Source organism: Mucilaginibacter sp. (genome assembly GCF_036383575.1).
GTDB lineage: Bacteria > Bacteroidota > Bacteroidia > Sphingobacteriales > Sphingobacteriaceae > Mucilaginibacter.
Map to the genome: position 1 here is coordinate 1 of NZ_DASVOB010000067.1, position 9,062 is coordinate 9,062.

Genomic DNA, 9,062 nt, shown 5'->3' on the forward strand with positions numbered 1-9,062 from the left:
GATGATTTCAGGTATAAGAAATTGCCGCCTGCTGCAGAGTAGTTAGTGCTGCCAGGCTGCATTAACGCGGCCCTCATCCTGTCGGTATTAGGGGTAGGTATTCCCTTACGCACATTATAGGCGCTGTAAATAAGATTAGTCATATCGCCGGCCCTTGCCCCGGGCTGAATACCCCAGTTGGTCCAATAACTTGCGTAGCCTCCCAGGGGGATAAAGGTCATTGAGGCTCCGTCAAAGGCATATTTATGATACAGCTCCCCGATAGCCAATACCCGGTTATCCAACTCGGCAAACATATCCACTCCCTGCTTGTAGGCAACTTCTGCCCCCCAGGCCAGTGCTGCTGCCTGCACGCGCCAATGATCGTCACGGCCCGAATCTCCTACCTCCCCGTTGGGCAATGAATTACGCATGCCCCCTCCGGCATCCATTCGGTACACTTCCACCGCTTGGTTAAACCGGGTGGCATCATCACAAAAAACCGATGCGGCAAGGGCTATTTTTAACTGCAGGGCCCCTTTGTTCGCGTCGCGCAAGGGGCTTGGTACCCATGACGTCGGAAATAAAACATTGGCAAAATAGTTTTTTACATGCTGTGTATTAGCTGCTGTCCAACCGGGAAATGTAGAACGGAGGATTTCAGCACCTACGCCCCAATACTGTGCATAGTCGCCAATATCCAGCATAGATTCTCCGCCGCCCCAGGTAGTATTGGTTACTGCCCAGGCATCAAGCAAGTTAGTAGCTTTGCGGGCATAAGTAGAATCGCCTGTAAACCACCACATCCAGGCCAGGTTGTGAACAGCCTGCATGTCATCGATCCAGGCGCTGTTGTTTAGGTTCGGTGCCCTTGTAACTGTTGCAAACGGACCCTTTTGCCCATAGCCCAATTGTGAATGCGAGTCGTTTTTAAATACATTATAACTGGATAGCCATGGTTCGCGGGTAATGTTCGCTTTCAATTGATCCAGATCGGCCCGGTTAAAGGCCACTCCGGGATGTACAAAGGTTTGGGCCTTTCCATTGATAGAGATGAGCATCGCTGCCAGATAAAAAAGCATCGGGCACATGCAGCGTTTGAATAATGTTTGTCTGTTAAGTGTAAACGTTCTTTCCATTGTAAATGATAATTTAGGTAAAGCAATATGTGCGGTTGTTTCCGTAGCATGAACACCTTATTGGTACTCAGGTACGAAGTATGATAATTGGACACTGGCAAAGACAAGGGAAGCTGAAAATGATACTCATCATCAGTGCATTACCAGAAAAAAAATTACATTATGTAAGTCTGTATGCTGAGACAGCACAACTGGCATTGAAAATGGGTATATATATAGGGCCTATGCAGATTTTTTGCATAATGATGCGGTTTCCTTCAATATATTTTACGCGGAGTTCCTATGTGGTGAAATGTGTTTTTCGCTTTTATTTTTTAGTTAAAATGCTTAGTGCCTTATTGATAGAGTATTAGTTAAAGAGTCTCTTGTCTCTTATAGGCGCTGTTTCTATCAGCATTTTATAAACCTATAATTTAATTAATATGCGGTTGTTTAAGAATGCCGGGGAGCCGATGTGATTGTCGCTATTATCAAATCAGGTTGTATCGTAATTTAATTTTAATCAGGGCTTCAAAAGTTTTAATTCAGCAATAGTGACTTGTGTATCGATAAGTTTTGATCCTGAAGCCACCAAAACACCCGCCACTGCATGAGCCGCGAAATTGAAATCGGCGTTTCCCAATAGTATCCATAGCCTGCCATCTGCCGAATAACTTGATGTAAAGTGATCTCCGGTTTTATTGATTTTTAACCAGATCGAACCGGTCATTCGTCCAAAAGTTACTATAGGGGATTTCAGTTCTTCACTCGTAGCAATGATCTCTGTTCGGCCATTTTGACTACGTTTCAGAAATTGTACCTGCCAGCCCGGAGACTCCGGATTGGGCTGGGGGATGGGACGCAACAGTAACAATATTCCGGCAGCATTCACGTCCTTGTCGTTGCGGATAGTTAACCCAAGCTGGGTAGCCTGCGCACTAAACTGCGGTACGTATTTCATCATTATACCAGCCGATTGATTCAGTGGCCGGTAAAGCATTGTACAATGGTCGCCCAGGCTGTCTGCCCCGGTACCAATCCCATGCAATTCAAATGTGACACCATTGTATAAGGCTACGCCTTTCTTACCACCCGTTGAGAATAAGCTGTCCGGGTGCTCTTTGGCATTATCCCCATCTGTACCGATATCCGCAATTTGCCATGTGTCGGGCAACCCCTCATTTATTGATTTTGAAATGGAAAATGCACTCTGCCCATAAGGGTTTACCGCAGCTACTTTATAATAATATAATTGGCCTTTTATAACGTTACGGTCAATAAAGTGATCGTTCATGAATTTGTTAGCCAATAATTTATATGGCCCGGTGAGCTTGGTTGATTTTTGGATCCGGTAATACCCGGCATTGATTATTTTGGGCCAGCTGATAATATTAACGTTTCCTGAGTCTGTCACAATAACGCCGGCAGGGCGATAGGGGAGATTTACAGTACTGTTATCCGGATATTGCCTGGAATATAAAAGTGTGCCGAACCCGATATGATCGGCTCCGGGAGTACCTTGTGATTCAGGCCTTACACGCGCGGCAGCCATTGCAGTAAATGGCGCTTCAATTCCGCGCCGGCGGACATAATGGTTATAAACCTCTTCATAAACTGCCCGTAATCTGCCCCGGGCGTCCCCGGAAATATGGTAATGCCTGTATTTGCCCGTTCTGTCTATGGTTGGTGTAAATGGAACATCGTAGCCAAGGTTATACTTCGCCGTATATTCAAAGCCTTTCAGTAACCTGTTGTTTTGTAAGCCGTACAGATCAATTCCCTGGTGCCAGGCCATCTCACAACAATCTGCAATATGGGCAATTCCCAGCTGGGTATGGCTTTGGTCCCGCCCGCTTTCCTGGCTTTGCCCTGAATCATTAATGATGTAATTGGTAAGGCGACCATCTCCTGCGCCACGCTGGTAATAGTCGAGCGTGTTTTCAAAAATCTGATGGTCATTGCAGAAAATAGCTATGGCCATGGCCGTTTTAAGGGCTGCGCTGTCCCAGTTTCCATTTGCAAACGGAGCATAGTTTTGAATAACAGGATAAATAACTTCCCGGAAATGCTGTTCGGTGTGGCGGATCTCATTTTCCGTCCAGCCCGAATTTGTATAGCGTAATAGCTCTGCTGCATTGACCATTTTAAAAGGGCCGAGACCTGCCATTAATACAGCGTCCCTGCCGGTGATAGCGGTAAGCGTATTTGACCAGGCATTAATGATCTCAATCGCTTTCTTTGCATGACGAAGGTCGCCCGTAATTGTCCACATCAAGGCATTCTGAAAAGCAGCGTTAGCATCGCTGTCATAAGCGCCCTGTCCTACAGTAGGGTTCCTGCCGATCATCGTTAACGGGCCTTGCAGCCGATAGGTAAATTGTGATTGCGGATGGTGGCTGAGTTGTTCAAACCCCGCCTTTATATCTGGCTGACCATCAGTTAATCCCGCTTTTATCCTGGCTATATCTTTATTGTCGCTCAAAAGGCCCGGATGTACAAATTGCTGGGAATGGGCGCCTGCACAAAAGCCCGAAAACAAGACTATGCAAAAAGCTTTTTTTAGACTTATCATCATTAACTTCAAAGAAAAGATCAAATATTATACCCGGAACAAAATACAAATACCGGATCAAAACTCAAGTGTTTTGCCATTGCCATGACTATATCTAACCTGAACGTTATATGTATTACTAACGATTGTGCAATCCGGCTGCTTATAGGTGATCACTTCGGCTTCTGTATATTTCCAGAAAAACAGGCTTAGTGTCGGCAACAGATAGATTTTAGTCATAAAATATTATAGTTTATTTATCTGTTAAAGACAGGGGGCGTAGTTTTTTATACTCATCGAAATTTGATGTATTTCGTAACTGCTATCTCTGAATGGATTTCTAAAGCCCACATACGCCGTTTTCGGCTATTTACAGCGGAAAATTATAGATGTAGTTTCCGTACTACATGTATGTAACAAAATAGATGCAATTTAGATGAGTATATTTAACACACAGACCTGTCTTTTCAGCAAATGCAAATCAATATATTATTCCCCGGTCAGCTAAATAGTTCATTTTGCAGGTTCCTGATCTGCCTGTCCTTTTTAATTTACCTGACCACAACAGCCGGCGCTCAGGAAGTAATATCCCGGGGCCAATCGCCTGACGGGTTTACTGAAGCACAATTTAGGCTTGACAAAGAGGGAAGACTTTGTTACAGCTTAATTTGCGATAAACGGGTGATTGTAAACTGGTCGCGCCTGGGGATTAAAACTGACGGGCCATCGCTCGATTCGCTTATTTCGGTTTCAGCTTCAGGGCTGCACAGGGTAGAAGAAAAATTTCAGTGGCCGCTTGGCGAGGATGCTGTTATCAAAAACAGCTACCGCGGTAATATCCTTCATTGCAGTACCGCGACCGGAACATTTGACCTCATGATCCGGGTTTACAATGGCAGCCTGGCTTTTCGATATGTTTGCAACCGGTTGCCGAAGCGCCCAGTGAGGCTTTTGGCAGAACTGACGGAAGTTAACCTGGCCGGCCGGTACCGCATATATCAATACCATGAAGAATCGGTTTTCAGGCCTTTAGCGCTGGATTCGTTGAATGGGATCAGCGATCTGCCATCTACGCTGGTTTCTGATACGGATGGTTATATCAGTATCGGAGAAGCGGATAACCACAATTATACCAAGTGTGTACTGGTGCGTGGACACCTTTCAAACAGCCTGGCGTTTCATTTTTATGTAGATACTATTTACCGGGGGCAACAGGTTTCATCAATAAGGACAGATTCTGTGATTACGTTCAGGGATAGCCTGATCACGCCTTGGCGTACAGTAAGTTACAGTAAAACGGCCATTGGCCTGCATAATTTCAGCCAGTTGAACTTAAAGCTTGTATCCCCACTGGATCATAAAGTGCCTTCGAATGTAAAGCCTGGAAAGGTTTTCCGCGTTCCTATTAACACACAGGGCGCTTTGGATGGGGTAGATTTTGCTTCCAAAATGAATTTTCAGTATATCCTGATCGATGCAGGATGGTACGGAGCAGAATTTCGCACAATATCCGACCCAACGAAGCCCATCCCGGGTTTTGAATTAGCGCAAATTATCGCTCACGCGCGTCAAAAAGGGATCGGAGTGATACTATACGTAAATTATGTAGGGTTAAAGGCCAAGATCGATACCCTGTTACCGCTCTATAAAAAATGGGGGGTGAGCGGGTTTAAATTCGGATTTGTAGATGGGGGTACGCAAAAGGGCCTGGCCTGGCTGGATACTGCAATGAAGAAAGTTAATGACTACGGGTTTGTGCTCAATGTGCATGATCATTATAAACCTACGGGCCTGAGCCGGAGGTATCCGTTTGTGCTGAGTTCGGAAGGCATCCGCGGAGATGAAAACAGCCCCGACGCATTTCATACCACGGTATTGCCATTTACGCGTTTTCTTGCGGGTGCTGCGGATTTTACATTTTGTTACCCCAACAAATTTAACTCCTACAGCAAGAATGTTAAGGTGAGCAAAGCCCAACAACTTGCACTGACCGTTGTTTATTTTGACCCTTTACAGGCAATATTTTGGTATGGACGTTCACAGGATTACCAGGATGATACCGAAATAGAATTTTTCAGATACGTGCCAACGGTTTGGGACGAGAGCAGGTACATGGCGGGGGAAATTGGCGAAGGTGTCAGCGTAGCCAGGCGCAAAGGAAATGAATGGTACCTCGGAAGTGCTGCGGGCCTGCATCCATGGAAAGGGAAATTCCAGCTTAATTTCCTCGATAAAAAGAGACGCTACACTGCTACTGTTTATGAGGATGACGGAACCGGCGGCATCCGCATAAGAAAAATAAATGTAAAATATAACGACATCTATGTTGTCAACCTTAATGGTAAAGATGGCCAGGCTGTCATCATCAGGCCCGGCCGTTAAGCTTTGGCTTTTGTACGGTATTGCCTGAAAATAATATCAATATCTATGCTTTCACCTCAATTAAAATGAAAAAGAAACTGGCCATCAAAGATATCGCGGCAGCATTGAATGTTTCTGAAGCCTCAGTTTCCATCGTTTTAAACGGGAAAGCCCGGCAGAATGGCATAAGTGTTAAACTCGAGGATAAGATCATGAGTTTTGTTAAAAAGGTGGGCTATCAGCCTAACCGTCTGGCAGTTAGCTTGCGTACCGGCAAAAGTAAAACCATCGGTATGATCGTTGAAGATATCAGCGATCCTTTTTTTTCGGCGGTAGCACGTGTTGTTGAGCAGCATATTTACCAATATGGTTACAGGCTTATTTATGGCAGTTCCGAAAACTCAACGGAAATCGCTAATGATATGCTCCAAACTTTCAAAAACTATCAGGTCGACGGTTATATCCTGGCACCCACACCGGGCCTGGAAGCGGTAGTAGGAGACCTGATCAAAGCAGGGGCTCCCGTTATACTTTTCGACCGCACGCTGCCCGATCTGGCATGTTCCACAGTGGTTGTAGATAACTTCCGCGGCAGTGAATCGGCTACCATGCACCTGATCGAAAATAAATTTAGAAACATTGCCTTTATTACACTTTCGTCCCGGCAAGACCAGATGACCGAAAGGGTAAATGGTTACCTCGCGGCTTTGAAAGCCCATGATTTGCCCGCAGCGATAAAGGATATAGAATACAGCGAAGCGAAAGAGAAGACCGTTCAAAGCATCAGAAACCTGCTAAAGGGAAAGCAGCATATTGATGCTTTATTTTTTTCGACCAATTACCTGGCATTGAGTGGCCTGGAGGCTATTAAAGATATGAATATGGTTGTAGGGCAAGACATAGGCGTAGTGGTTTTTGACGATAACAATAACTTTGCGTTATTTACCCCGGCCATCACCGCCGTTGCCCAGCCCATCCGGGAGATAGGGCTGCAGGTGGCAAAAATATTACTGGATCAGTTGCAGGAAGATCACATGATCGATTCGCAAAATATTTTGTTGAGGACTAAGCTGATCATCCGGGATTCATCAGCCCCGCTTCGCAGACATAGTTAATTATGGAAATATGAGCGTTGCTTTCTGTTATAAATCTTATCGTAATATTAAAAATTGAGTATCGATACCTTTTGCTGCTTGTCTTTATAATAGTGTTACGCAGGCATATTGCATGCCTGTTATATGCTATTTTGTTATATTTTTGTTTGAGGCTAAATTTTATAGGGTGCAGAGTGCTATCGTTACCACTAATGAAAAAAAGATATAAAGAAGCTGACATCCCGGATCTTTTTAAAATAAAAAGACCGAAAATTGATGAACAGCAAATTAAAAACAGCTGGGAGTCGATTTCGAAAAAGCTGGGCAAGCTGCCTGAAAAGGACAAACCGGACCAATAAAACCGCATAGCCAGGAACTGTTTAGGCTGTTGATGATTTGAACAAATATTTTCAAAAATTGAATAAGCACGCGACCAGGGAAAAGGCATGTTTTTTTTCAGGACTTTCAAAGTACTATGGGGCGTTTTTGAAAATAGCCCTGATCATCCTTTTCTGCTCCTGTAGTCATGCGAAAGCGGCATTGGCCCCCAGTTCGCATATAGACCGTATCGGCTTGAAAGAGGGGCTATCCAATAGTGAGGTCAGATGTATCTTTCAGGATCGTCGCGGTTTTCTGTGGTTTGGTACCTATGACGGCCTGAACCGCTATGACGGTTACGATTTCAAAGTTTATCGAAATCAGCCTGAGGATAGCTCTTCCATCATTCATAGCTATGTGAATTGTATCGCCCAGGATTCGCGTAATAATTTATGGGTAGGTACCAGACAGGGCGTGAGTATACTTGACCCGGTGACCGATAAGTTCTCTGCCGTTTACGCGGTTATGCCCGGCGGCCGGAAAATTACCATTAACAGTTATATAAGGGACATCAAGGTTGATGATAACGGCGATATGCTTGTTGCTTCGGAGGGGAATGGGTTAATTGTTTTTGACAAAGGCAGCCGTGTGGGCTATCCTGTATTACTTGATACTGATGCGCAGCTTAAATGGAACTATAGTGTTAACGCGTTACTGGTGCTCCCCAACAATAGGATCTATGCACTGATCAGCGAACTGGGCTTATGTGAGTATAACATTGCCAGGAAAAAGTTTCATGTACTCAATGGTACAGTGCGTGGTGCTACGTGCATATATCCTGACAATGGTAACCTCTGGCTGGGCACTACAATAGGATTGTATCACTTCAATATTCGGTCTGCTACCTACGACCGTTTTTTAAATGAATCTAACGGAGGATTAAAATCAAACAGGATCACCAGTTTGCAGGCAATGCCAGACAGTAGTTTATGGGTTGGAACGGATGGGGGAGGAATCCAGATACTAAACAAAAACCGCACTCAAATCTCTTATTTATCGGAAGGATACAACGAACAGGGGCTTTCAAGTAACGCCGTGTATTCATTGCTGTTGGACAGGAATGGACGAAAATGGATAGGAACGCTCAGGGGAGGGATAAACATGATCGATGAGGTTAAAGACAGGTTCCAAAACGTCCGTCATGATCCGTTTAATGCCAACAGCCTCATCAGCAATTTTGTAAAATCGCTTCTTGAAGACCGGGAGGGAAAGCTGTGGATTGGCACCGATGGTGGTGGACTGAGCATCTGGGACCGGCGTTCCAGCCATTTTTCTAACTTTCGGCATGATCCCAAAAATCAGGGGACAATAAGTTCCGACTTTGTAACCAGCATGATCCAGGATTCTACAGGGAAAATATGGATCGCAACTTACGGCGGAGGGATCGATCTTTACCTGCCCGGGCGAAACAGGTTTAAAGTATATCATGGGCTGGATGCGCAGGGCAAGGAAAGCCGGATAACCTTCTGGGGCTTATACCTGGATCATGAAGGAAACTTATGGGCAAGCGGGTTACAGGATGACCTTTTTCTTTATGACCGCAAAGCAGATCAGTTTAAGCCATTTCATATAAAATTGCCT

At 44.9% G+C, this 9,062-nt stretch carries 7 protein-coding genes; 4 read left to right on the forward strand and 3 right to left on the reverse strand.

The features are described 5' to 3' along the window. The 3 genes from VF500_RS02290 to VF500_RS02300 form a co-directional block, all read right to left on the reverse strand. On the reverse strand, positions 1-1,118 hold a 1,118-nt coding region (locus tag VF500_RS02290; RefSeq protein ID WP_330858126.1), incomplete at its 3' end, for an alginate lyase family protein. A gap of 502 nt (positions 1,119-1,620) precedes the next feature. Further along, positions 1,621-3,579, reverse strand: coding sequence for an alginate lyase family protein (locus tag VF500_RS02295; protein ID WP_330858127.1), 1,959 nt, complete (start codon positions 3,577-3,579; stop codon positions 1,621-1,623). A 147-nt stretch (positions 3,580-3,726) separates the two neighbouring features. Next, entirely contained in the window at positions 3,727-3,888 is a 162-nt protein-coding gene (locus VF500_RS02300) for a hypothetical protein (RefSeq protein ID WP_330858128.1), read from the reverse strand. A gap of 234 nt (positions 3,889-4,122) precedes the next feature. Between VF500_RS02300 and VF500_RS02305 the strand changes: the two genes are divergently transcribed. The 4 genes from VF500_RS02305 to VF500_RS02320 all read left to right on the forward strand — a co-directional run. Continuing rightward, positions 4,123-6,030, forward strand: a complete 1,908-nt coding sequence (locus VF500_RS02305; protein ID WP_330858129.1) for a glycoside hydrolase family 97 protein — start codon at positions 4,123-4,125, stop codon at positions 6,028-6,030. 65 nt (positions 6,031-6,095) lie between these two features. Further along, positions 6,096-7,124 carry a LacI family DNA-binding transcriptional regulator gene (locus VF500_RS02310; protein ID WP_330858130.1) on the forward strand — a complete coding sequence of 343 codons (1,029 nt, stop codon included), beginning with the start codon at positions 6,096-6,098 and terminating at the stop codon, positions 7,122-7,124. 191 nt (positions 7,125-7,315) lie between these two features. Further along, the gene (locus tag VF500_RS02315) at positions 7,316-7,462 is read left to right on the forward strand and encodes a hypothetical protein (RefSeq protein WP_330858131.1); all 147 of its coding nucleotides are present in this window, start codon (positions 7,316-7,318) and stop codon (positions 7,460-7,462) included. A gap of 58 nt (positions 7,463-7,520) precedes the next feature. Further along, positions 7,521-9,062, forward strand: a 1,542-nt coding sequence (locus VF500_RS02320; protein WP_330858132.1) for a ligand-binding sensor domain-containing protein, incomplete at its 3' end; no start/stop codon positions are given.